Consider the following 21,026-nt stretch of genomic DNA (forward strand, 5'->3'; position numbering starts at 1 on the left):
GAGGGAGCCGACATATCTCCGGACCGGCAGGCTGGAAATCGCGGCTTCCTACATCACTTCTCAATCCGGCTGACGAGATCGACCTTTCCGGCAGCCCAATCAGCCACTAACGCACGTTGGTTCTCCGGGTAGTTGGAGACATCGATTATCTCGGCATCTGTCTGTTTCTCTTGGATGACTGCCCTCCGGGCCAACAAATAGTCCCGGATAGGTTTTGGGTACATGTCGGCTAGGGAGTCATCGATCAATGCACCATGCTTCTCATACGTCTCCCATGAAATAAGCGCGAAAACTGTGACCAGCCATTGATGCCGAGGCGGCAAGTTGAGGTATCTATCGGCTATGTCAAGGTCGAATATCTGCGGAGGTAAAGGGTTACCGGGATAGGTGATGAATGGTGGGGCTGAGAGAGCTTCCACTGCATTGGTGAGCATCTCGATTCGATGTATTTCCTTATTGGATCTGTCTTCTTCCTCCCGGTCTAGTGCAAAGGAGACTAATTCGACAAGCGGTCCGTAGGACATTAACGAAAACATGTCCGATCTGCCTTGGACAAAGGCAAAATCGAGCGGAAGGCGCACCTTGTAGCTTTCGAGTATTTTGACTTTTAACTCAGAAACCGTTATCAGCTGAAGGTCTTCGGCGATGAACCAATATAGTGGGTTGTCATCGCGATTGGTTAGTAATTGAGACTTCCATTTCGAAAATTCGGACACACTCCATTCGTCCCACTCCTGACTACTGGCCGTCGGCAGAGCCCCTGAGGAATTAGGGTAGCGCCAGGTATCGACAAGCTCCGCAATGAGAAAGCGTGCGGCAGCGCGTCCTGCCTCATCTGTCGACATCAACCGTTCGATCTCGGCCGACAGCAGAGAAGCAACAGCAGCGACCGATTCGGTGCGAACTGCAAGGAGTGCGGGTAGTGACGCGATCGGTATTCCGCGTAGTGAAACTGATTCGGGCGCGGTGCCCGACGCAAGCTCATGTAACTCGTCAACAACGCGCCGGACGATGACTTCGATAAATGCATACGAAACCGGAATAAACGACATGCATCGGACGATGAAGCTGGTGATATTAATGCGACGAAATAGAGAGCGCTTTGTTCTGTTTAAAATAAAATAATTGAAGATGCGCTCCGCGCCGTTTAGGCGCGATTTGTCGAATATCTGGACTGCAAGCTGTGCGGTAACATCCCATTCTTGATTGCTGACTTTGGGCAAAAGGGCTCTGCCAAGCTGCTGCGCTGTCTCTCGGATCTTGGTCAGGTGGAAAGCAGCGAAATATTCCATGAAGGTTCGATGGGTGAACTTATAGAGCAATTCGCCATCAGCCGTTGAACCAGCGTCGGAAAAAACCCAGGCGCGGCCGCGGCAAAACGTTACGAACTCAGTAGCCGCGATCGTCGCTTCTTGGTCATTGGCGAAGTTATCTCTAAGCATGGTCGCGCATTCATTAACCAGCGATGATTCTAAAACTCCTTCGTTTTCTTCATTTGAGGTCAGCATCCAATAGGCAAGATGCTTCATCGCTGCGTCCACAAAATCTGCAGCGCGCAGCTTTGGTTGAATTTTTCGGGAACTATCCCACTTTTCGAACAGAAGGTTCGCGCATCGCTCGTAAACGGCTGGGCGATTCTTGGGGATAAAACCCTCACCACGGTAAATGATGCACATCAGTGCTAGCATCAGAGGATTCCGACGAAGATCCGGGACATTGATGCTTTCTTTCAGAAACGAGGATGCTAGGTTGTTTCCCTCTTCGTCCGAAAGTGAATCTACAAGGGCGAACCATTTACTGGCGTAGATGGCTACATTGGCATTTGAAAATCCCGCAAGGTCATAGCGGGCGAAGATCGAGGGATCTAGCCTGGCCTGATCGTAACCAACCTTTCTTGAAGTTACCAATACTCTAGCTAGAGGATATCTATTCGAGAATAATTCGACTCGTTCGGTAATGTCCCGCCTGTCCGCAACATCCAGCAGCTCATCCAGCCCGTCGAATATAACTAATGCTCTGCCCGAAAGCATGGCGTGCTCAACGTAATCGGTCGGCGGAGAGCACTGATAATAGGACTTCATCCTGTTTTCGATATGATCGACAATTGTCTCCGTCGATCGGGATGTCGGGGGCAGATTCCGGAGGATTACTAAGAACGGTATTGTACTGTTTACTTGACTCCGGGCTGCCTTGCAGGTGAGGTATTTTGAGACGGTAGATTTGCCGCCACCCGGATCGCCTAGTACGACAGTGCGATCAATCATAGATGATAACGCGTCGACGTTAACTCTCGTGCGAGTGCGGGTTTCGTGTGCCCACGGTACAAACGTCGGGCTGACATATAGCTTGTCGAATGGGATTTTTCGCTTAGTTTCAAAATCGGGCGGCTCGAGGTAGTCGTGGGACTGTATTAGCTGGGCCCTGTATGTAGCATCGAATTCGGTGTGTTGAGCGATAACCTCTGGGTCTCGATAGGTGCGGAGGCCGCATTTTATATGTCGCTCTATCGATTGTAGGTTGGAAAGGATGAGCATCAGCTGGCCGGATTGCTTCAGGCCGGAATAGAGCTCGGGGTCGGAATGCTGGATTCGGTCAACTACATCTCGGCACGCGTTAAGCAGGAGGTTAAAGACTTTCGCAGGCAGATCGGACGAGTCAAGGCAATTGGCGCCTATGGAGCGCGTGAGATTGATCGCAAAGAGTTCGCCGATCCCCTCTATTGTTTGCGGATTCGCGTCCGCGATAACTCCGGCAATTAGCTCCTTCACGTTACCGCGGACTTCTGGAGTCGTCAGGGCGGACTCGATGTCTCGAAGGGATACGCCAGGCGGAAGATCCGCGTACAAAGTTAGCGTCTCGACCTTTGTCTCCAGGTGGGCAACGTCAAAGTTGCGAAAGATATTTTTCTCTTTATCATCAATTTTGTAGCGGCGGTTCCGCTTGTGGGCCTCGCCGATCGTAATTGACCGTTTAAGTATTTCTTCGAATATTGGCGTTAATAGTACGCTTGCAGCGATCTCTGCTCCGGACATAGTTAAAACCCCCGTCGACGGTAATTCAGCCTCTGCCGGAGCATGGTAGCCCGACATTCGCCCGGTGTTGCCGCCTATTGGACGTATGCAGTCGCGCCGAACGCCTCAGCCCACGTTGCCCATCAATTCCACGCCGCCGCCGTTCCAGCGGAACTTCACCGTGCTGGCCAGCCCGTGGAATCCACCGGAGTACTGAAGTGCCACGGTGTCACCGGTGCTGGCCGTCTTGTCGATGGCGTTGAAGCCGTAGGTGTCGGGCACGCCGGTGGGGATGAACTTGCCGAGGTGGAACAGCACGGCCCGGGTGTTGGGGTGGTCGGAGTTGGTGTTGGCCTTGACGATCACCGCCGACAGTTGAGCGCACTCGTTGTAGTTGCCTGCCAACGGCTCGGGGCTCCAGGCCTGGTTGCTGCGTGGGTCGCGGGGCAACTCGGAGACGGCCTTGCTGATCTCGGGGGCGGCGAGGTTGACCGCGCAGGGGTCGGCCTGCGGTGGTGCCGACGTAGGCGCCGCCTTGGCGGCGGGTTTGGGCGCCGATGTCGGCGCCGGTCCGGGTCCCGCGTCGGGGGTTTTGGAGACCGTGGAGTCACCCGATCCGCATCCGGTGAGCGTGAGCACGGTCGCCAATACGACCCCGGGGGCCATGGCGAACATTGCGACCCGTTTCACAGTTGGGCAACCTACCGCGCTCCCGTGGCGGGTTTGTGCAGGCGCGCGGCCGGGATCGCCGTCGATTGGCACTAGACTTCTGAAGCGATGACCTCGCCAGACCCGGATTCGGGGGAGACCGCCCCAACGTTTGCCGACCTGCAGATTCACCCTGCGGTGCTGAAGGCAGTCACTGATGTCGGCTATGAGTCGCCGTCGGCGATCCAAGCCGCGACCATCCCGGCCATGCTGGCGGGCTCCGACGTGGTCGGGCTGGCCCAGACCGGCACCGGCAAGACTGCGGCTTTCGCCATTCCGATCCTGTCCAAGATCGACACCTCCAGCCGCAAGACCCAGGCCTTGGTGCTGGCGCCCACCCGTGAGCTGGCGTTGCAGGTCGCCGAGGCCTTCGGCCGCTACGGCGCGCACCTGCCCGAGATCAACGTGCTGCCGATCTACGGCGGCGCCTCCTACACGGTGCAGTTGTCGGGTCTGCGGCGCGGTGCGCAGGTGGTGGTGGGCACTCCCGGCCGTGTGATCGATCACCTCGAGCGCGGCACGCTGGACCTGTCGAACCTGGACTACCTGGTGCTCGACGAGGCCGACGAGATGCTCACCATGGGCTTCGCCGAAGAGGTGGAGCGGATCCTCGCCGACACCCCGGAGTACAAGCAGGTGGCGTTGTTCTCTGCCACCATGCCGCCGGCCATCCGCAAGATCACCTCGAAGTACCTGCACGATCCGGTGGAGGTGACGGTCAAGGCCAAGACGGCCACCGCTGAGAACATCACCCAGCGGTTCATCCAGGTGGCCGGTGCCCGCAAGTTGGATGCGCTGACGCGGGTGCTCGAGGTCGAGGAGGGCGACGCGATGATCGTGTTCGTCCGCACCAAGCAGGCCACCGAGGAGGTCGCCGAGCGGCTCAAGTCCCGTGGTTTCGCGGCCGCCGCGATCAACGGTGACATCAATCAGGCTCAGCGCGAGCGCACCATCACCGCGCTCAAGGACGGCACGATCGACATCCTGATCGCCACCGACGTCGCGGCCCGCGGCCTCGACGTCGAGCGCATCAGCCATGTCGTCAACTACGACATCCCGCACGACACCGAGTCCTACGTGCACCGCATCGGCCGCACCGGCCGGGCCGGCCGCTCCGGGCATGCGCTGTTGTTCGTCACCCCGCGCGAACGCCACCTGCTCAAGGCCATCGAGAAGCACACCCGCTCCAAGGTCATCGAGGCCGAGCTGCCGAGCGTCGACGATGTCAATGCGCAACGCGTGGCCAAGTTCCGTGACTCGATCACCGATTCGCTCAACGCCGACGGACTGGAGTTGTTCCGCAGGCTGATCGAGGACTACGAGCGCGAGAACGACGTCCCGATGGCCGATATCGCCGCGGCGCTCGCACTGCAGTCGCGTAACGGCGAAGAGTTCCTGATGACCGAGCCGCCACCGGAGAAGCGCCGGGAGCGTGACGACCGGGGCGAGCGGCCGCCGCGCAAGGAGCGCCCTCCGCGCGAAGGCCTGGCGACGTACCGGATCTCGGTGGGCAAGCGGCACAAGGTGGGGCCCGGCCACATCGTCGGCGCCATCGCCAACGAGGGCGGTCTGCACCGCAACGAGTTCGGCCACATCACCATTCGCGGGGACTACTCGTTGGTTGAGCTGCCCGAGAAGCTGTCCGGCAAGACACTCAAGGCGTTGGAGAACACCCGGATCTCGGGGATGCTGATCAATCTGACGCCCGATCGTGGCGAGCGTGACGATCGCGGACCGCGTCGTGAGTACAAGGGTCGTTCCGAGAACAAGGGCCGTTCCGAGAGCAAGGACCGTTCGGGTTACCGCGACCGCTCGGGGAAGCCGCACCGGAAGACCAAGTGACGGTCTCCAGAAGTGTGACGGGCACGTCGGATCAGGGAGGCCTTGAGTCGGTAGACGCGGTGCCCTCCGGGTCGACGCGCGTCGCCGCACTGACCGGGATCCGAGCGGTGGCCGCCATTCTGGTGGTGCTGACGCACGCGGCCTACACCACGGGGAAATATCCGCAGGGCTACCTGGGGCTGGTGTATTCGCGTGCCGAGATCGGTGTGCCGATCTTCTTCGTACTCAGTGGTTTTCTGCTGTTCCGGCCATGGGTGGCCGCGGCGAGCCGCGAATCGGATCCAGCGGCGGCGACCAGTTACACGGCACCGTCGGTGCGCCGCTACGCGTGGCATCGGGTGCGACGGATCATGCCCGCGTACGTGGTGACGGTGGTGATCGCCTACCTGCTCTACCACTTTCGGACCGGGGGCCCGAACCCCGGCCACACCTGGGTCGGCCTGTTCCGCAACCTGACTTTGACCCAGATCTACACCGACAACTATCTGTTCTCCTATCTGCATCAGGGGTTGACCCAGATGTGGAGCCTGGCGGTGGAGGCGGCGTTCTACGTCGCGCTGCCGTTGCTCGCCTACCTGCTGCTGGTGGTGCTGTGCCGGCGGCGCTGGCGGCCGGGCTTGTTGTTCTTCGGGTTGGTGTTGCTGGCCGCGGTGTCGCCGGTGTGGCTATGGATCGTGCACGATTCTGCGAATCTGCCTGACGGCGCCCGGCTTTGGCTGCCCACCTATATGGCGTGGTTTGTGGCGGGGATGGCGCTGACCGTGCTGAGCCAGCTCAAGGTGCGCGGCTATGCCGTCGTGTGCGTGCCGTTGGCCGTGGTGTGTTATTTCATCGCGTCGACGCCGATCGCGGGGGAGCCGACGACGTCGCCGGCCAAGTTGAGTGAGGCGTTGTTCAAGACGTTCTTCTACGCGGTGATCGCGGCGTTGCTGGTGGCCCCACCCGCACTCGGTGACCGCGGTTGGTACAACCGCTTTTTGGCTTCCCGGCCGATGGTCTTCCTCGGTGAGATCTCCTATGAGATCTTCCTGATCCACCTGATGATCATGGAATTGGTGATGGTCGAGGTGATGCGGGATCCGGTCTACACGGGGTCGATGTTCAACCTGTTCGTGCTCACCATGGTGTTCACCATTCCGGCTGCTTGGCTGCTGCACCGGTTCACGCGCGTCCGCTCCTGATCTTGTAGTTAGGGTATGCTTACCTAACAAAGATCTGGAGGGTGCGCATGGCTGAGGAAAAGGCGTCGCGCGGGCTGGAAGGGGCCCTGGTCAAACTCTGGCGCGGCGGTGACTACGAGCTGACGGTGACCGGTAGTACCGAGCTCACGCCGAACTATCTGAGGCTGCACTTCCGCGCCGAGAGGCTGCTCGCCGAGCACCGGGTGCATCCGACGATGTGGGTGCGCGGCTGGTTCCCCGACGGCGGCAAGGCCCATCAAAGGGGTTACACGTTGGTCAACCCCGATCCGCGGGCCGGCACCCTCGACATCGATTTCGCCATGCACGACGGCATCGCCACCCGCTGGGCGCGGGCGGCGATGCCCGGAGATGTTCTGGACGTGACGGTCCTCGGCAGCAACTTCGCGTTGCCCGAACCCGCGCCGGCCGGATACCTGATCGTCGGGGACACCGCGTCGCTGCCTGCCATCAACTCGCTGTTGGAAGCGATCGGGGACGTCCCGGCGTGGGTTTTTCTCGAAGCCGGATACGACGACGACCGTGAGCTACCGGTCAACGGGAGCGCGGAGATCGTCTGGGTGGACCGATTCACGGAGGATCTGCTGGAGACCCTCAGCGCATCGGCGTTCGATGCGTCCGACCACTTCGGCTGGGTCGCGTGCAACAACCGCACCACCCGCGCGGTCGCGCGGGTCTTCCGCGAGGAGTACGGCATCCCGCGCAAATCCATCAAGGCGCAGGCCTACTGGGTGGCCTGACGGACCGGTCTACAGCGCGGTCTGGATCGGCGCCGGTGTCGAGGCGATCTCGTCGAGTACGCGAACGTTGTAGGCGACATCCCGGCTCTCACGCGCGGCGATCTGTCCGATCGCCAGGTCGAATGCGCCGACCAGGCTCGGTGGGTCGAACACGGCCTGCGCCTGGCGGCTCACCTGTAGGTCTCGCGCCCAGATTGTGGCCGGCCGAGCGAATCCGGGTTCCAGCGCCAGTACCGTCGCGAACCGCCAGGCGCTGTCGCGTAGGGAGCGGATGGCCTCGTTGAGGACGAAGATCTGATGCTGCCGGAGAACGGCATAGATGTCGGCCAGCGCCGGTGAGAGTTCGTTGATGTCGTCGACCACCCCGCCGATCTGGCCGGCCAGCACCGCGTTGATGGTGTTGAAATCCTTGTGCAGCGACGGGAGCCGGCCGGCGCCGGCCAGGCCCTGCACCGCGATGCCGAGGTCCAGCACGATATGGGCGGTTATTCCGGCGAGCATGTGTTGCACCAGGATTGGTCCGGGTTTGCCGGCCCACTCGAAGGTGGCCCGCCACGACCGGGTGGGTTTCGGGTACCGGTCTGGATGGAAGTATCCGTTGAGCGCATCGAAGTAGCGGGACGCGAACGCAGCGTCGAGGCGGTCCATCCGCGGGCCGTCTTCGAATGCGCCTTCGGTGACCGCGGTGCCGACCGCGATGGTGATCCGCTTGTACAGGGCAGCGAAATAGCCGAGCCGACTGGCGTTTTCCGCGGCCCAATCGGTGATGGTGTCGATGACCGATACCACCTCGGCGATGCCGGCGACCGCCGGTAGCGGTGGCAGGGGCGTCGGATGGCTGGCCATAGTCGAAAGTATGGGCCAGCTCAGCCTGTTCCGCCCGGCAATCGCCTACTCGACGGGTAGTTGTCCCGGGACGACGAGTGGGGCGACGAACTCGGCCAACATGGTGCGCTCGTCCGCCTCGTCGACGCCGGGGAAGACCAGTAGCGACACCATGACCCGCACCAACCACCGGGCCCGGCGGCCCACCTCCTCGTCGGCTTGCCTCGATTCACCTGCCAGTGACCGGACGAACCCCTCCACGAGCGCCCGGATCACCTCGGAGTGCTCGGCCATCTCGCCGCCGATCGGGCGCTGTGCGGTGGCGAACCACGAGGCCAGTGCCGGGCTGTCGCGCACCGCATTCAGCGCGGTGATCACACCTTCGATCAGCCGTTGCGCCGGATCGGTGACGGCGACGACCTGTTCGCTGACCTCTTCGTACAGTCGGCGCGCCTCACGGTGCACGTAGGCGGTGTAGAGCGCATCGCGATTCTCGAAGTACCGGTACAGCGTGGCACGCGAACACCCGGCGGCAGCGGCGATCTCGTGCATCCCGACGGTCGCCGCGTCCTGTTGGGTGAAGAGGGCGTCGGCGGCGTCGAGGATGTGGTCGGCGGCCACCTCGGACCGCCGGGACGACAACCAGTCGCGGGGCATCAGGTCCCCGATCGGAACGGCACCGACAGCGGCCGCCGCACATAGCTGCCGCCGGCCCACACCACCGAGTCCAAGTCAACCTCGAAATCGGGGTAGCGCGAGAGCAATTCGGTCAGCGCCACCCGGGACTGCATCCGGGCGGCCGCGGCGCCTAGGCAGAAATGCGCGCCGTGGCTGAACGTGAGGATGTTGCGCGGGGATCTCCGGACATCGAGTTCGGCTGCGTTGTCGCCGAATTCACGTTCGTCCCGGTTGCCCGACCCGTACAGCAGCAGTGTCTTGCGCCCGGCCGGGATGGTGGTGTCTCCGATGGTGACGTCACGGGTCGTGGTGCGGGCCAGGCCCTGCACCGGCGACGTCAGGCGCAGGAACTCGTCGATCGACTCCAGGATCAGCTCGGGGTCGTCCACCAGGAGCTTGCGCTGATCGGGCCGCTGCTGCAGGAGTTGTACTGCGCCGCCGAGCATTCCGGTGGTCGTGTCGTTGCCGCCGGTGACCATGGTGAAGGTGAAGGCGAGGATCGACAGCACGCCGGCGATGTCCCCGTCGGCCCCCACTCCGGCCGCCACCAGGTGCGAGATGGTGTCATCGCCGGGTTCGCGGCGGCGGCGCTCGATGAGCTCCGAGAAGTAGCCCATCATCGAGGCGACGGCAGCACCTGCGGTACCCATGGCCGCGGTGATGCCGCCGGCCGAGCTGTTGGCGGCGACGATCGCGTCGGTCCACCCGTCGAACTGGTCCCTGTCCTCCTCGGGCACCCCGAGGTAGTGCGCGACGACCATCGACGGCAGCGGCTTGAACAGCTCGGCCGCAATGTCACCGCCGCCGTTCGAGCGCAACCCCTCGAGGCGCTCGACGACGAACTCCCGCACCTTCGGCTCGACGGCTTCCACCTGGCGTGGGGTGAAGCCGCGGGAGACCAGCTTGCGGAACTCGGTGTGTACCGGCGGGTCTTGCATGACGAACGGCGGATTGTCGGCCAGCCCGATCATGTCCAGCTCGCCGTACGTGATGGTCAAGCCCTGCGCTGAGGAGAACGTGCCGTGGTCCCGGGCCGCGGCCCAGATGTCAGCGTGTCGGGACAGCACGTAGTAGTCGTGCTCGGGCGATTCCTCGGGCACCACGTGATGGACCGGGTCGTGGTCGCGCAATGCGGCGTACATGGGCCACGGGTTGGGCCAGGTGTCGGCGTCGGCGGGGACGAACCTGGCGGGGCTGTGAGACAAAATCGCTGCCATGTCTTATTCGTACGACACTTCTCGCGAACGTGTCAATAGCGGGTTTGCCATTAGGCTCGGGCGTGATGAGCACCCCTGACGCGCCGCAGCCTGTCCAGACGCCGATGTGTTACCGGCATCCGGACCGCCCCACGTATGTGCGTTGCACGCGGTGCCAGCGTCCGGTCTGCCCGGAGTGCATGCGCTCGGCGGCTGTCGGCCACCAGTGCGTGGACTGTGTGAACCAAGGCGCCAGGACGGTGCCGGCGGCGCGGACCCAGTTCGGCGGCGTGGCCCGCACGGGCGCGCCGATCCTGACCTATGCGCTCATCGCGGTGAACGTGCTGATGTTCGTGCTGCAGATGGCCTCGCACCAGCAGCTGACCACCGATCTGACGCTGTGGCCCCGCGCGATCGCCCTGGGCGACCAGTACTACCGCTTGGTCACCTCGGCGTTCCTCCACTACGGCCTGATGCACCTGCTGTTCAACATGTGGGCGCTCTACGTGGTGGGCCCGCCGCTGGAACAGTGGCTGGGCCGGCTGCGATTCGGGACGTTGTACGCGCTGAGCGGGCTGGGTGGCTCGGTGCTGGTGTATCTGCTCACGCCGCTGGACACCCCGACTGCCGGCGCGTCGGGCGCGATATTCGGGTTGTTCGGCGCGATCTTCGTGGTCGCCCGCAAGCTCAATCTGGACGTCCGCATGATCGGCGCGGTGGTGGTGATCAACCTGGTGTTCACGTTCGCCGGGCCGGCGCTGGGAACCGGAGCGATCAGCTGGCAGGGTCACATCGGCGGCCTGGTGACCGGTGCGGCGATTGCGGCGGCCTTCGTGTATGCCCCGAGCGCCCGCCGAAATGCGATTCAGGCCGGGGTCTCGGTGGCCGCGCTGGTGCTGTTCGTGGGCCTGATCCTGTTGCGCACCAACAGCGTGCTGGCGGCGATGGGCATGGCGTGAGCCGCGGCTAGATCGCCGCGCCGGGGTTGAGGATGTTCTGCGGGTCCAGCGCCCGCTTGATCCGGTGATTGAGTTCCACTGCGTCCGGGCCGATCTGGCCGGCCAGCCACGGTTGCTTGAGCCGGCCCACGCCGTGCTCGCCGGTGATGGTGCCGCCCAGTCCCACAGCGAGATCCATGATTTCGCCGAAGGCCAGGTGGGCCCGCGCGGCCATGTCGGCGTCGGCCGGATCGAAGACGATCAGCGGGTGGGTGTTGCCGTCACCGGCATGGGCGATCACCGAGATCAGCAGGTCTCGGTCGGCCGCGATCGCCGCCACCCCGCTGACCAGTTCGGCCAGGGCGGGCAATGGCACCCCGACATCCTCCAGCAGCAGTGATCCCTTGGCCTCGACGGCGGGGATGGCGAACCGGCGAGCCGCCACGAAGGCTTCGCCCTCATCGGGGTCGGACGTGGAAAACACCTCGGTGGCACCGCATTCGGTGAACACCCGAGCCATGAATTCGGCGTCGTCGGCGCCCGCGGCACCGCGATCGTCAGACGCGGCCACCATCATCGCCGCGGCGTTGCGGTCCAGACCCATCTTGAGCTTGTCCTCGACGGCGTTGATCGCCACGGCGTCCATGAATTCCAGCATCGACGGCCGGATCTTGCCGGTGATCTTCACGACCGAGTTCGATGCGGCTGCCACGGAATCGAATGTGGCCACCACGGTGCAGGGGGAGTGCTGAGGAGGAAGCAGGCGCAGCGTCGCCTCGGTGACCACGCCCAACGTGCCCTCGCTCCCGACGAACAGCTTGGTCAGGCTCAGGCCCGCAACGTCTTTGAGGCGCGGGCCGCCCAGGCGCACCGCGGTGCCGTCGGCCAGCACCACCTGCAGGCCCAGGATGTAGTCGGTGGTGACGCCGTACTTGACGCAACACAGCCCGCCCGCGTTGGTGGCGACATTGCCCCCGATGCTGCAGATCTCGAAAGACGACGGGTCCGGTGGATACCAGAGCCCATGCGCGGCAACCGCTTTCTTCACCTCGGCATTGAGCAGCCCGGGCTGTACGACGGCGGTGCGGGTGACCGGGTCGACGGTGATGTCGCGCATCTTCTCGGTGGACAACACAATTCCGCCGTCGAGCGCTGTCGCCCCGCCGGACAACCCGGTGCCCGCGCCACGAGGCACCACGGCCACCTGGTGTTGGCTGGCCCAGCGGAGCACGGTCTGCACCTCCTCGGTGCGGGTGGGCCGGACCACCGCCAGCGGCGTCCCCGCCGCCGGATCGGCAGCCCGATCCTGACGATAGGACGCCAGGATGTCGGGGTCGGTGACGACGACACCTTCGGGCAGCTCCGCGATCAGCTCTGACAGCACACCGCGATCCTACGAGCGGGGGTCAGACGACGGCGAACACCCGGTAGTGCACTTCGCGCAGCGATACCTGGTTGATGGCAACGGTGTGGATTGCGTTCAGCCAGCGGTAGCGGTCGTCGCCGGTTTCGAAGAGCGGACTGGACCGCGCTGTCATCTCGTCGTGGCGGATGAGTTCTCCGGCGGTGAACCGATCGGCGGATGCCCGGTCCATCTGAACGCGGCCGGTGTTGGTCAGGTAGATGACAGCCCCGTCGTCGGTGCGCAGGGTGGCGCGCACATCCAGGCGTGCCACCCCGTCGGTGCCGAGCAGAACCCAATCACCTCCGCCGGGCAGCACGTCGGCCGCGATACGGGGTCCGACGCACCGGCCTTGCTTGACGACATAGGTCATGCGAGTACCCAAGGGAGTGGAGAAAACCTCTACCGACTCGAAGGCGATGCGGATGTCGAGCAGGTGGTCGAAGACCGGGGTGGCGTCGATATCGACGAGAGGTGTCATGACCTCACGGTAGGCCCAGCGACTTGGAAAAAACAAGCATTAAGTTGGAAATTCCAATCGCAGCTATTCTGGCAGGTATGGCGGCACGCTCCTACGGACAGCACTGCGCTCTGGCGAAAAGCCTGGACCTGGTCGGGGATCGATGGACCCTGCTGGTGGTGCGGGATCTGCTCGAAGGCCCCAAGCGCTACGGAGACCTTCTGGACTCGTTGGCCCCGATCGCCACCGACATGCTGGCCGGGCGGCTGCGTGACCTGGAGGCGCACGGACTCGTTCACAAGCTGAAACTGCCCAAGCCCGCGTCGACGACGGTCTATGAGCTCACCGACGACGGCCGGGCACTGGAGGACGTGATCAACGCCTACATCCGGTGGGGGCGGCACCTGCTCGAGACCCGCGAGCCGGGGGCCGCGGTGCGGCCAGAGTGGCTGATTCGCGCGGTGCGTGCGTTCGCCAGTGCGGACCGTGACGGACCACCGGTCACGGTGCGTCTGGTGACCCCAGAGGGGCAGGCGACCGTCGACATCGGGCCGGAGCGCATCGAGGCGTGCGAGGACGCGACCGTGGTCGATGTGACACTCACGGGCGAGGCAGAGGTGTTGGGCGCGGCGATGGACCCGGCGCAGGTCCCCGCTCTGGTGGCCGATGGCAGGCTGGTGATCGACGGCGATCCTGCGGCGGTCCGGCAGTTGGCGAAAGTCTTTGCCCCGCCGCGCATCAGGGGTTAGGCCGGTCCAACGCACGCAGAGCCGACAGGAACACCGCGACGATGCCGAGTGCCAGCATCGGCAAGGACAGGGCCAGGAACGTCGCGTGCAGCCCTGCCGCGTCGGCCAGTGGTCCGGCCACGATCAGCCCGAGCGGTCCGGCGGCATACGCCAATGAACCCATCACGCCGACCACGCGACCGCGCAAGTGTGGCGGCGCGGTGGTCTGCATGACGTAGTTGTAGATCGGCGCGATCGGGCCGTAGACGAACCCGACGAGCGCGCACAGCACCAGGATCAACGGAAGCGGCGGCAGGAACGCGATGATCGTCATCGCCACCCCGAGCGTGATCACCGCGGTCAGCATGGTGGCCCGGCGGCTGAGGTACCTGCTCAGCACCGCATACCCCAGCGCACCCAACAGGCCGCCGATGCTCAGCGCCATCAACACCCAGCCCAGTTCGGTGGGCTCGTCGCGGTCGGTGAAGTATTTCGGGAAAAGAACGGATTCCATCGGCATGTAGAGGCCGGTGGCCACCAGGTCGACGATCGCCAACGTGCGTAACACCGGAGTGCGCCACACGAATCGCAGCCCTTCGACGATGCCCGCCAGCACGCCCTCGGTCAGCATCGAGCGGTCCGGGGCGCCCGCGCCCTCCAGCCTTAGCACCGAGATGGCCAGGATGGAGCAGCAGAACGCCCCGGCGGTCACCCACATGGTGTTGATGCCGCCGACCGTGGCGATCAACAGACCACCGATGCCGGGCCCGACGATGTAGGCCAGGTTGAACACCGCCTCGTACACGCTGTTCGCGTGGTCCAGCGTCCAGCCGGCCCGGGAGGCGGCCTCGGGCAACATGGTTTCCCGCGCGGTCATCCCGGCCGGGTCGAAGAATGCACCGAGCGCGGCCAGTACCGCCAGCACCGCGACATTGACCGCGTCGACCCCGAATAACAGGGCCAGTACGGGGACCGCGACGACCGACAGCGCCGAGAGCAGGTCGGAGATCATCGATACCCGCCGCCGCCCCAGATAGTCGACGGCGGCCCCGGCGATCAGGGTGGCGACCAGCAGCGGCAGCGTTCCGGCCATCGCCACGATCGACGCGTCTAGCGCGGATCCGTTGCGCTGCAACACCAGCCACGGGAACGCGACGATGGTGATTCCGTTGCCCGCGCCCGCCGCCAACGCGGCGAACAGGATCAGCAGCAGTGGGCCGCGTTTGGTGTTGGTCATGGGGTATCGCGGCCGAATCTAACAGCGCGCCCGCACCCGTCGCGATCGAATTTCCGGCACAGTGAGGTGGTGCTATTGCCTCACCCTGCGACGGGCAGCCTCTTCCCGTCGCCGGTGCCGCCCGGCTCGGGCTGGCCCGGCGATCCCGCGGATGCGTCGACCCCGGTGGCCAAGACGGCCGCGCAGGTCCGGCGACTGGCATCCCGAGCGGGTTCGCTGGCCGAACTCGACGCGCCTATCTCGGTGTGCCGGGCCTGCCCCCGGTTGGTCGAGTGGCGTGAGGAGGTTGCCGTGGCCAAGCGGAAATCGTTTGCCGATCAACCATATTGGGGTCGACCGGCCACCGGCCTCGGCCCGGAGAACCCTGGCATCTTCATCGTCGGGCTGGCCCCGGCCGCCCAAGGGGCCAACCGCACCGGCCGGGTGTTCACCGGCGACCGGTCGGGGGATTTCCTGTTCGCGGCACTGCATAGGGTGGGTCTGGCCAACCAAGCCGAAAGTGTCGATGCGGCCGACGGCCTGCGGCTGATCGACACCCGCATGGCGGCAGCGGTGCGCTGCGCTCCGCCGGCGAACGCGCCCACCCCGGCCGAGCGGGCCACCTGTGCGCCGTGGCTGCAGGCGGAATGGCGCTTGGTCGGGCCGTCGGTACGGGTGGTCATCGCGTTGGGCGGGTTCGCGTGGCGGGCGGCGCTGGAGCTGATCGGGGCACCCCGACCCGCGCCGAAGTTCGGCCACGGCGCCACGGCGCAGCTGCGCTCGGCATTCGGTCCGGTCACATTGCTCGGCTGCTTTCATCCCAGCCAGCAGAACACCTTCACGGGCCGGCTCACCCCGGCCATGCTCGACGACATCTTCATCGCCGCGAAGCGGATGGTGACAGAGGCGGGCGGGAACGAACCGGACCGCTCATGACGTTGACGCTGTCATGCGGCTTTCTGTCCTCGACCTCGTCCCGGTGCGTACCGACCAGACCACCGCCGATGCCCTGACGGCAACGACTCACCTCGCACAGACCGCTGACCGGCTGGGATACACCCGTTACTGGCTGGCCGAGCATCACAACATGCCCGCGGTCGCGGCCACCAGCCCGCCGGTCCTGATTGCGCATCTGGCCGCACACACCACCCAGCTGCGGCTGGGTTCGGGCGGGGTGATGCTGCCCAACCACGCCCCGCTGGCGGTGGCGGAGCAGTTCGCGCTGCTCGAAGCCGCCCACCCCGGCCGCATTGATCTCGGCATCGGCCGCGCCCCGGGCTCGGACCCGGTCACCTCGTTGGCGCTGCGCGGCGCCGCCGGCCGCGACGACCGTGATATCGAGGCGTTCCCGCAGTACCTGGACGACGTGGTCGCCCTGATGAGTGCACGCGGGGTCCGGGTGCCGCTGCCGCGGGATCTGATGCGCGAGAACTATGTGCTGAAGGCGACGCCGGCGGCGGTTACCGAGCCGCGGATGTGGCTGCTGGGCTCGTCGATGTACTCGGCGCATCTGGCTGCGGCGAAGGGTTTGCCCTACGTGTTCGCTCACCACTTCTCCGGGCAGGGCACCGCTGAGGCGCTGGCCGTCTACCGCGACGAGTTCCAGCCCAGCAATCTGGCGGCCGAGCCGGTGACCTTCCTGACCGTCAACGCCTCGGTGGCCGAGACCACCGAGGAGGCCGAGGCGCTGCTGCTGCCGCAGCTGCAGATGATGGGCCGGCTGCGCACGGGCCAGCCGCTCGGGGCGCTGGATCTCGTCGAGGATGCCGAGGCGACGACGCTCAGCCCGCAAGCTCAGGCCATCGTGGCGGCCGGGCTTCGGCGCGCAGTGGTCGGTTCGCCCACCGAAGCGGCCGAGCAGGTCCGGGCATTGGCTGCAGAATTCGACGTCGACGAGGTCATGGTCAACCCGGTGGGCTCGGCCCGTCGCGGCGCCGATCCGGCCACCGCGACGGCGCGCGACACGACGCTGGAACTGCTCGCCAAGGAGTTGTTCTAGGGCGTGAGCACCACGATCGGGATCGGCCGGGTGGTCTTTTTCTGGTACGCCTCGTAGCGGTGAGAGTTGTTGTCGTTGACGATCTTCCACAACCGCTGATAGTCAGGGTCGTCGGGTAGGACGGGCCTGGCGGTGACGGCGAGTCGCTTGGTACCGACGTTGATCTCGATACGGGGATGGGCCTTGAGGTTGTGATACCAGCCGGGTGAGCGCGGTGCACCGCCCATCGACGCGACCACCAGGTAATCCTTGCCGTCCCTGGCATAGCTCAGCGTATTGATCCTGGGCTGGCCGGTTTTGGCGCCCGTGGTGCGCAGGAGCAGGCTCGGCGGCATGCCGGGGAACCGATGCCCGATCAGGCCGTTGGACTTCTGATAGATCAAGTCGTGAACGTGCAGCAACCGCAAGCCCACCTGCTCGATGCGGGACAGATCGCTCATGCGCTCAATCCTGCGCGGATTCGTCGAGTTGCGCCAACCCCGCACGTAGCAGGCGCCCAGATTCCTCGCGGTCCGGGTCGCGGCGCAGAAACATGCCTTTGGCGAACGACAATTTGTCGCCGGCCCGGCGCGGCACCACGTGCAGGTGGATGTGGAACACGCTCTGGAACGCGGCCTTGCCGTCGTTGATCACGATGTTGTTGCCGTCGGCGTGCAGCCCTGATCGTCGGGCTGCACGCGCGATGCGCTGGCCGATCCGGGCCATCGCCGCGACGGTCTCTGCGGGGGTGTCGGTCAGGTCGACGCTGTGTCGTTTCGGGATCACCAGGGTGTGCCCGCGGGTGAACGGCCTGATATCGAGAATGCCCAGGTAGTCGTCGTCCTCGTAGATACGGATGGCGGGGGCTTCCCCGGCGACGATGGCGCAGAACACGCAAGACATCCCGCCACGTTAGCCTCCGGCGCCGGCCGCCCATTCCGCGACGCGGCGTTCGCGTTCGGCCGGCGTCAAGTCCTCGACACGCGTCATCACGGTCCAGCGCTGGCCGAAGGGGTCGAGGACGGAGGCAAACCGGTCGCCCGTGACGAAGGTCTGTGCGGGTTCGCGGATCGTCGCACCCGCCTCCTCGGCTCGGGCCACCACGTCATCCACGTCGGGGCAGTAGAACCCGATCGAATGAGTCGCGGCGGCGCCCGGCGCCGGGGCGGCGATCTGATAGGCCTCTTGGGGGTCGCCGAGTTGCAGCCGGCCGGTGCCGAAGTCCAGTTCGGCATGTGCGACGGTGCCGTCGGGTCCGTCCATCCGCTCGACGACTTCGGCGCCGAACACGTTCTGGTAGAACGTGATCGCCTCGGCGGCGCCGTCCACGCAGATGAACGGAGTGAGGCTGGTGTAGCCCTGCGGAATCGGTGTGACACTCATACCGACCAGTTTCGTAGGCTGGGGGTGTGGCGGCTTGGAAAAACGCGCCAGAGCGGGGCGTGGTCGGCCGTGCGGGCAATGCCTCTGCTTTCGACCTCCACCGCTGGGCGCCGTCGGAGGATGCGGCGAGGTTCGTCGAGCATTTCTGGTCGGTGTCCTGGGACCGGCACGAGGCGGGTCCGTTCGAGAGCACCGTGATCACCTTCCCGGCCATGCACCTGACCCGCGAGTGGGGCGATGATGTTGTGCGCCATGGCCATCGGTTACCCAGCACGCTGATACACGGGGTGGTGCCCAAGGTCTTCCGCATCACCATCAGCGGGCGCGGGTCTGTCGTGGGGGCCCGATTCCGGCCCGGTGCTTTCACCGCCCGGTTCGGCGGGGACGCCGCGGTGATGACCGGACGAGTTGAACAGGCGGACGACGAATTGCTCGGCACCCCACTTGTTCTGGGTGAGGACGTGACAGCGGTGCGGCTGGGGATGGATTCGGCGATCGGTGCGACGGCCGGCGAGGTGGATCCGACGTACCGGGCGTTGACGCCATTGGTCGATCGGATGCGTGACGACGCGTCATTGCACCGAGTCGAGCAGGTGATGGAGCTTTCGCCATGGAGCACGCGAACCACGCAGCGGGTGTTCCGGCGCTATGTGGGGGTAACGGTCAAGTGGGTGCTGTGCAGATACCGTTTACAGCAGGCCGCGTTGGAGATCGAGAGCGCGCCGGATATCGATTTCGCTGATCTCGCAGTGCGACTCGGCTGGTATGACCAAGCCCATTTCATCAACGACTTCCGGTCCATGCTGGGCAGTACGCCGGGGGAGTACGCGGCGGTGCATGGTGTCGATCAGTCGTCGATATGAGTCGGTGGATCGGCGAAGGTGAAATCGAACGGATAGTCGTGGCCGGGCCCCATCGGGTCGCAGCGCTTGACGGGCACCAGGTGGGAGCTCCAACCGCTGGGCACATAGCCCCACGTTCCGATGCAACGTTGCCAGCTGCCGTCGGGTTGGATGGGTCCGTCGCACTTGCTGATGACGTTGCCGCCATACAGGCAGCCGGCACTGGCCGGTGGGGCCGAGGTGATCAGACCGGCCACCGTGAGTACGGTGGCCAGGCCTCCGATGATGAAGAGCTTCATGGCTTCTCCCATCCGCAGCTACCCAAGGACGCTACCGCTCATGTCACTTGGTGGTGGCACGTTTGTACCTTAGTCAGAAGGGTGGGGGTGGTTCGTATTGTTCGGCGAGCCAGGCTTGGTATTGGCGTTCTGTTTCGAGGTCGTTGTTGAGTTCGGCGCGTAGGCGTCGTTCTTCGTTGATGCGGTCTTGGCGGTCTTGTTCGCGGGTTTGTGTGCGTTTGGGCATCTTGGTGCCGCGGGTGGGATCGGTGTTCGGTGCCGGCGGCGCCGGGAGGTCCAGGTCCCCGGTTGGGTGGGCCAGGTCGGGAAACATTGCCGCACCGTGGGGTTCGGTGAGGTAGGTGTGGCCGGTGGGTGTGGTGATTTCGACGGTGCCGTCGGGGAATTGGCGGTCGGTCCAGCCGGGGCAGAACGTTTTGATCAAATGGTGTGCTCGGCAGTAGAGCTTGGTGTTGGACGGATGCGTCGGACCTACCGGCCAGGGTGCGGTGTGGTCGATGTCGCAGCGCGCCACCGGGGCGTCGCAGCCGGGGAATCGGCAGGTCAGATCCCGCCAGCGGATGAACTCCGACAACGCCACCGATGGGCGATACCCGGGCTCGGATGCCTCGGCGGGCTCGGGCGCGGGCGCGGCAGGCGGGTCGCCGGTGTCGCTGGGCGGGGCAGGTACGCGCACCGGTTTGATCGTGGCGCGACCGGCCAGGTTGCGTACTGATTCGGCGGGCAGGATCCCGTACCCGGGCAGATATCCCGGGGCGTCGGAGGTGCCGTCGACGGTGGCGCGTTGGGCCAGCACATGCACCACAGCGGCATTGGCCGCCGCCCGTTTCTGCGCGGCCGGGCAGTCCTCGCGACCACAGCGGCAGACCAGGTGAGCTTCCAACCTGGCGAGCGGCCCGATCGCCTCGGCGCGGCGCCGTTCCCGGGTGCGTGGATCGTGCTCACACACGGTGTCGGCCAGGGCGTCCAATCGTTGATCCAATGCCACAGCGTCTTCGGCGTCCACGTTCGCCCAGATCGTGGCCGTACCGGGGCGGCCGGGATCGACCTGCACGAACCGGTCTTGGGCCAAATCCGGGGGCACCCGCACCCCGTTGGGGTCGTGTTGGGCGATCCAGTGATCGATCCGGTCGCGTAGCTGCCGCTCAGAAAACCGCATCCACCGATGCGCCCGGCCGGCCAACTCGGCATCCAGCGCGGCCCACACCGATTCGTCGACGATGCCGGTGCGGGCGATGATCATCCGCACCACCCGGTAGTCGATGTCGCCGACGGCGAACCGGGCTGCGACCTGGGGCAGTTTGTCGCGTAGTACTCGGGCGTGGTGAACCTGGGTGCCGGCCCGGCCGCGGGCGATCCGCATCGCTGCCGACACCTCGGCACACACCTCTTCGTAGGGATCGGTGCGCCACAGAATGCTGTCGATCAGTTCCTGTTCGCGCAGCGTGTCCAAGGCCGCGATCGCGGCCAGCCGGGCAGCGATCGCCACCGACTCCGCCCGCGCGGCAGCGCTGATCTTGTCGATCAACGCAACATCAGACTCGCACCCACCTTCGAACACATGTTCGATTATGCCACCAC

21 protein-coding genes are annotated in these 21,026 nt (G+C 64.8%); 8 read left to right on the forward strand and 13 right to left on the reverse strand.

The features are described 5' to 3' along the window. Positions 1–53: 53 nt before the first annotated feature. Together K6L26_RS09870 and K6L26_RS09875 are read right to left on the reverse strand one after the other, a co-directional pair. Positions 54–3,032: an NACHT domain-containing protein gene (locus tag K6L26_RS09870; protein ID WP_221853052.1), complete on the reverse strand. Its 2,979-nt coding sequence runs from the start codon at positions 3,030–3,032 to the stop codon at positions 54–56. Between the two features lie 105 nt (positions 3,033–3,137). Continuing rightward, complete coding sequence (locus tag K6L26_RS09875; protein WP_221853365.1) at positions 3,138–3,677, reverse strand: LppP/LprE family lipoprotein; 540 nt, start codon at positions 3,675–3,677, stop codon at positions 3,138–3,140. Between the two features lie 111 nt (positions 3,678–3,788). On the opposite strand from K6L26_RS09875, the gene K6L26_RS09880 reads away from it, so the two are divergent. Genes K6L26_RS09880 through K6L26_RS09890 form a run of 3 tightly spaced genes read left to right on the forward strand, consistent with a single transcriptional unit; the run spans position 3,789 to position 7,500 of the window. Beyond that, positions 3,789–5,561: a DEAD/DEAH box helicase gene (locus K6L26_RS09880; RefSeq protein WP_019345084.1), complete on the forward strand. Its 1,773-nt coding sequence runs from the start codon at positions 3,789–3,791 to the stop codon at positions 5,559–5,561. Continuing rightward, positions 5,558–6,742 (forward strand): acyltransferase family protein, encoded by a 1,185-nt coding sequence (locus tag K6L26_RS09885; protein ID WP_085142429.1) that lies wholly within the window; start codon positions 5,558–5,560, stop codon positions 6,740–6,742. The genes K6L26_RS09880 and K6L26_RS09885 overlap by 4 nt, the downstream gene beginning before the upstream one ends. A gap of 47 nt (positions 6,743–6,789) precedes the next feature. Continuing rightward, positions 6,790–7,500, forward strand: a complete 711-nt coding sequence (locus K6L26_RS09890) for a siderophore-interacting protein (protein WP_221853053.1) — start codon at positions 6,790–6,792, stop codon at positions 7,498–7,500. Positions 7,501–7,509: 9 nt separating this feature from the next. On the opposite strand, the gene K6L26_RS09895 is transcribed toward K6L26_RS09890, so the two are convergent. From K6L26_RS09895 to K6L26_RS09905, 3 genes are read right to left on the reverse strand one after another with little or no spacing between them, the layout of a single operon-like run. Further along, positions 7,510–8,346 carry a DUF5995 family protein gene (locus K6L26_RS09895; protein WP_019345081.1) on the reverse strand — a complete coding sequence of 279 codons (837 nt, stop codon included), beginning with the start codon at positions 8,344–8,346 and terminating at the stop codon, positions 7,510–7,512. A gap of 45 nt (positions 8,347–8,391) precedes the next feature. After that, the gene (locus K6L26_RS09900) at positions 8,392–8,982 is read right to left on the reverse strand and encodes a TetR/AcrR family transcriptional regulator (RefSeq protein ID WP_036395170.1); all 591 of its coding nucleotides are present in this window, start codon (positions 8,980–8,982) and stop codon (positions 8,392–8,394) included. After that, complete coding sequence (locus tag K6L26_RS09905) at positions 8,982–10,220, reverse strand: cytochrome P450 (protein WP_221853054.1); 1,239 nt, start codon at positions 10,218–10,220, stop codon at positions 8,982–8,984. The genes K6L26_RS09900 and K6L26_RS09905 overlap by 1 nt, the downstream gene beginning before the upstream one ends. Positions 10,221–10,285: 65 nt before the next feature. Between K6L26_RS09905 and K6L26_RS09910 the strand changes: the two genes are divergently transcribed. Continuing rightward, positions 10,286–11,158 carry a rhomboid family intramembrane serine protease gene (locus K6L26_RS09910; RefSeq protein WP_221853055.1) on the forward strand — a complete coding sequence of 291 codons (873 nt, stop codon included), beginning with the start codon at positions 10,286–10,288 and terminating at the stop codon, positions 11,156–11,158. A 7-nt stretch (positions 11,159–11,165) separates the two neighbouring features. On the opposite strand, the gene K6L26_RS09915 is transcribed toward K6L26_RS09910, so the two are convergent. Together K6L26_RS09915 and K6L26_RS09920 are read right to left on the reverse strand one after the other, a co-directional pair. Further along, positions 11,166–12,521 (reverse strand): FAD-binding oxidoreductase, encoded by a 1,356-nt coding sequence (locus tag K6L26_RS09915; RefSeq protein ID WP_221853056.1) that lies wholly within the window; start codon positions 12,519–12,521, stop codon positions 11,166–11,168. A gap of 22 nt (positions 12,522–12,543) precedes the next feature. Beyond that, positions 12,544–13,020: a DUF3237 domain-containing protein gene (locus K6L26_RS09920; RefSeq protein WP_064897149.1), complete on the reverse strand. Its 477-nt coding sequence runs from the start codon at positions 13,018–13,020 to the stop codon at positions 12,544–12,546. Positions 13,021–13,097: 77 nt separating this feature from the next. Between K6L26_RS09920 and K6L26_RS09925 the strand changes: the two genes are divergently transcribed. Next, entirely contained in the window at positions 13,098–13,748 is a 651-nt protein-coding gene (locus K6L26_RS09925; RefSeq protein ID WP_221853057.1) for a winged helix-turn-helix transcriptional regulator, read from the forward strand. Here K6L26_RS09925 and K6L26_RS09930 read toward each other — a convergent pair. Further along, positions 13,738–14,964, reverse strand: coding sequence for a multidrug efflux MFS transporter Tap (locus K6L26_RS09930; RefSeq protein ID WP_019346852.1), 1,227 nt, complete (start codon positions 14,962–14,964; stop codon positions 13,738–13,740). The two genes, K6L26_RS09925 and K6L26_RS09930, sit on opposite strands and share 11 nt — an antisense overlap. 69 nt (positions 14,965–15,033) lie before the next feature. On the opposite strand from K6L26_RS09930, the gene K6L26_RS09935 reads away from it, so the two are divergent. Then, positions 15,034–15,879 carry a uracil-DNA glycosylase gene (locus K6L26_RS09935; protein ID WP_076211977.1) on the forward strand — a complete coding sequence of 282 codons (846 nt, stop codon included), beginning with the start codon at positions 15,034–15,036 and terminating at the stop codon, positions 15,877–15,879. A gap of 13 nt (positions 15,880–15,892) precedes the next feature. After that, positions 15,893–16,942 carry an LLM class flavin-dependent oxidoreductase gene (locus K6L26_RS09940; protein ID WP_221853058.1) on the forward strand — a complete coding sequence of 350 codons (1,050 nt, stop codon included), beginning with the start codon at positions 15,893–15,895 and terminating at the stop codon, positions 16,940–16,942. Here the strand turns inward: K6L26_RS09940 and K6L26_RS09945 are convergent. Genes K6L26_RS09945 through K6L26_RS09955 form a run of 3 tightly spaced genes read right to left on the reverse strand, consistent with a single transcriptional unit; the run spans position 16,939 to position 18,304 of the window. Then, positions 16,939–17,382 carry a nitroreductase family deazaflavin-dependent oxidoreductase gene (locus K6L26_RS09945; protein ID WP_064897155.1) on the reverse strand — a complete coding sequence of 148 codons (444 nt, stop codon included), beginning with the start codon at positions 17,380–17,382 and terminating at the stop codon, positions 16,939–16,941. The genes K6L26_RS09940 and K6L26_RS09945 overlap by 4 nt on opposite strands. A 4-nt stretch (positions 17,383–17,386) precedes the next feature. Next, a complete protein-coding gene (locus tag K6L26_RS09950) occupies positions 17,387–17,824 on the reverse strand; it encodes an HIT family protein (protein ID WP_221853059.1) in 438 nt (145 codons plus the stop codon). A 9-nt stretch (positions 17,825–17,833) separates the two neighbouring features. Beyond that, on the reverse strand, positions 17,834–18,304 hold the full coding sequence (locus tag K6L26_RS09955) for a VOC family protein (RefSeq protein WP_064897159.1): 471 nt from the start codon (positions 18,302–18,304) through the stop codon (positions 17,834–17,836). A gap of 26 nt (positions 18,305–18,330) precedes the next feature. On the opposite strand from K6L26_RS09955, the gene K6L26_RS09960 reads away from it, so the two are divergent. Further along, positions 18,331–19,167 carry an AraC family transcriptional regulator gene (locus tag K6L26_RS09960; protein ID WP_221853060.1) on the forward strand — a complete coding sequence of 279 codons (837 nt, stop codon included), beginning with the start codon at positions 18,331–18,333 and terminating at the stop codon, positions 19,165–19,167. Here K6L26_RS09960 and K6L26_RS09965 read toward each other — a convergent pair. Together K6L26_RS09965 and K6L26_RS09970 are read right to left on the reverse strand one after the other, a co-directional pair. Then, entirely contained in the window at positions 19,152–19,445 is a 294-nt protein-coding gene (locus K6L26_RS09965; RefSeq protein WP_043369626.1) for a CDGP domain-containing protein, read from the reverse strand. The genes K6L26_RS09960 and K6L26_RS09965 overlap by 16 nt on opposite strands. A gap of 73 nt (positions 19,446–19,518) precedes the next feature. After that, positions 19,519–21,006 carry an HNH endonuclease signature motif containing protein gene (locus K6L26_RS09970; protein WP_221853061.1) on the reverse strand — a complete coding sequence of 496 codons (1,488 nt, stop codon included), beginning with the start codon at positions 21,004–21,006 and terminating at the stop codon, positions 19,519–19,521. Positions 21,007–21,026 lie beyond the last annotated feature (20 nt).

The organism is Mycobacterium farcinogenes, from assembly GCF_019739075.1.
GTDB classification, from domain to species: domain Bacteria; phylum Actinomycetota; class Actinomycetes; order Mycobacteriales; family Mycobacteriaceae; genus Mycobacterium; species Mycobacterium senegalense.